At 38.9% G+C, this 2,314-nt stretch carries 7 protein-coding genes; 5 read left to right on the top strand and 2 right to left on the bottom strand.

The genetic code is table 11. The features are described 5' to 3' along the window. From HPY74_20860 to HPY74_20845, 4 genes are all read left to right on the top strand, one after another. The coding region (locus HPY74_20860; GenBank protein NSW93058.1) for a hypothetical protein at window positions 1–298 on the top strand (298 nt) is incomplete at its 5' end. A gap of 56 nt (window positions 299–354) precedes the next feature. Continuing rightward, entirely contained in the window at window positions 355–567 is a 213-nt protein-coding gene (locus tag HPY74_20855) for a hypothetical protein (GenBank protein ID NSW93057.1), read from the top strand. 21 nt (window positions 568–588) lie between these two features. Beyond that, entirely contained in the window at window positions 589–834 is a 246-nt protein-coding gene (locus HPY74_20850; protein ID NSW93056.1) for an AbrB/MazE/SpoVT family DNA-binding domain-containing protein, read from the top strand. Then, on the top strand, window positions 828–1,151 hold the full coding sequence (locus HPY74_20845) for a type II toxin-antitoxin system PemK/MazF family toxin (protein ID NSW93055.1): 324 nt from the start codon (window positions 828–830) through the stop codon (window positions 1,149–1,151). Before HPY74_20850 ends, HPY74_20845 begins: the two co-directional genes overlap by 7 nt. 121 nt (window positions 1,152–1,272) lie before the next feature. Here HPY74_20845 and HPY74_20840 read toward each other — a convergent pair whose 3' ends face one another. Continuing rightward, window positions 1,273–1,563 (bottom strand): type II toxin-antitoxin system RelE/ParE family toxin, encoded by a 291-nt coding sequence (locus HPY74_20840; protein ID NSW93054.1) that lies wholly within the window; start codon window positions 1,561–1,563, stop codon window positions 1,273–1,275. Next, entirely contained in the window at window positions 1,564–1,908 is a 345-nt protein-coding gene (locus tag HPY74_20835) for an AbrB/MazE/SpoVT family DNA-binding domain-containing protein (GenBank protein NSW93053.1), read from the bottom strand. A 282-nt stretch (window positions 1,909–2,190) separates the two neighbouring features. On the opposite strand from HPY74_20835, the gene HPY74_20830 reads away from it, so the two are divergent. Beyond that, window positions 2,191–2,314: type II toxin-antitoxin system prevent-host-death family antitoxin (locus tag HPY74_20830; GenBank protein ID NSW93052.1), on the top strand; the 124-nt coding region annotated here is incomplete at its 3' end.

Genomic DNA, 2,314 nt, shown 5'->3' with positions numbered 1-2,314 from the left:
CAAAATAGGCGGTCTTGAGGACAAAATAGGCGGTCTTGAGGGAAAAATCGATGGTATGGAAAGGGATATAGCTTCATTAAAAGCAGGCCAGGAGAATCTGGAAGGCAAAATAGACGGTCTGGAAGGCAAAATTGACGCCATCGGAAACAAATTAGACGACATAGAAGCAAAAAACGCCAACAGGCATTTACAGATTGAATCCAAGCTGAATGCATTAATAGAAGATAATAAGTCGATACATGAGATCCTTGGAGAACATGAAGTATCTATAAGAACCCTCAGAAGAAGGCCGGTATAGCAGACAGACGGGCACTTCTGCGCTCTGCCGGCTGCGGAAGCAAACGAAACGTCCCCATGCTTTTTCTTGAAGCCATTGAAGCTTATACACAAGGTAATAAGAGAATAATAGGAAATATTCAGCTTGTTGAGTTGTTTGGTGAAGATAATAACAGAGCGTTGCGTCGGTATGTACAATTACACAAATCCCATCCTGAAAAAGAATATTATGTTGTTCATACCTCGTATATTGCAGAAGAAAGAAACGCATGCTATAATGTAATTACTTAGTAATTACAAGGGGTGAGATATGTGAAGACTGAGATCATCAAGATCGGGAACTCCAAAGGCATACGAATACCGGCATATATATTAAAGGAATGCAATATTGCCGAAAAAATAGAGCTGGAAGTTAAGGATGGCCAGATCATCATTACACCGGTGGATGAACCAAGGAAGGGTTGGGGTAAGAAGTTTGAATGCATGAAAAATAATGGCGACGACAAACTTTTTATCAGCGAGGATGTTGGTCTTGACGCGGAGGATTGGGAATGGTAATAAATCAGTATACAATCTATTGGACTGATCTTGACCCTACAAAGGGTTCTGAAATGAAAAAAGTCCGGCCTTGCGTCGTCATATCGCCCAATGAGATGAATCATAATATTGATATTGTTATCATTGCCCCTTTAACCTCCACATCTAAGAACTATCCATTTCGTGTAAAAACAAAGCTTGACGGGAGAACCGGATGGATCGTGCTGGACCAGATCAGAGCCATAGATAAGTCCAGGCTTATAAAGGAAGCCGGACAACTAGAGGCTGAAGATATTATAAGTGTAAAAGCCGTGATAAAGGAAATGTTGGTTGATTAGATCCCGAAGAATTATATAATTCATGCCCGGAAGTTGAAGAACCGGACATATATGCATCAGAGTATGTTCAGTAAGGCTGACCGGTGTGCCGGTCTTTTTTTACCCCTGCCGGCTTCAATTATTATTTCATATATCTCTTCAGTTCATCATAAAAGTTTTCTCGTGTTCCAGCGAGAATCACAACTACCATTTGACCTTCTTCCTCATAAATTCTATAAGCAAGCTCGTAATTGGTTTTGCTGTAGTAAACATCATAAAAATAAACGCCGGCTAAATCACCTGTTTTCAATTCGCCAATGTACGGATCGCTGCTTATTTCTATAAGAGCCCTTTGAAATGCTTTCTTCAGACCTTTTTCTTTGACCTTCTTTAGATAATTTTCAGCGGCTCTTGTAAAACGGATTTCGTACATCTATTTGTCCTCCGCCCCAAAAACATCAGACATAGTGGCGCCGCTCTTTTCGCCTTTTGCAATACTGTCCGCCTCGCTAATCAGTTTATTCATTGCAGGAGCGATTTTTTTACTCATCTCCTTAAACTTTGCAAGAAGTTCTTCCCCGGATAAGCCCTGAGCAATTAAATCAGCAAGAATCTGCTCTGAAAATTCGCCTCCTGAGTTCTCGCGGATAGGACGAATGACAATAGCGTTATTTTGCAAAATGCATTCAGCTTCACTGCTAAATCCTAATGCTTCAAAATACTTCTGTGGTATAGTAATCTGTCGTTTGTCAGAAATTCTTATAATCTTGCGCTCCATAGAATTGCTCCTAACTGTTACACTAACCATTTTTATACCTCCTCACAGTATATGTTCTAAACATAATTATTATACATATTTCTTTGATTTTACTATAACCAAGAAAATGAGAAAAGTCAAATTGCGATCTGCCGGCTTCAGTTATTATTTCATATATCCCTTCAGTTCATCATAAAAGTTTGCGCACATCTATTTGTTCTCCAAACAGACAAATTATCCACAGTTTCATTGATAATTTAGCTAATTTCGGATATAATAATATTAGCTAAAGGAGGGATAGATATGATAGTCAATGCGACGGAATTTAAAAATAAAGTTGGGAAATATTTAGAAATAGTCAATCGGCAGGAGGAAGTAATAATATCGAGGAACGGCAAACAAATCGCAAAACTTATTCCCATTGACA

This window comes from Bacillota bacterium (genome assembly GCA_013314855.1).
Lineage (GTDB): Bacteria > Bacillota > Clostridia > Acetivibrionales > DUMC01 > Ch48.
The sequence above is the reverse complement of the archived record's forward strand: the minus strand, read 5'-3'. Positions and strand labels throughout refer to the sequence as shown.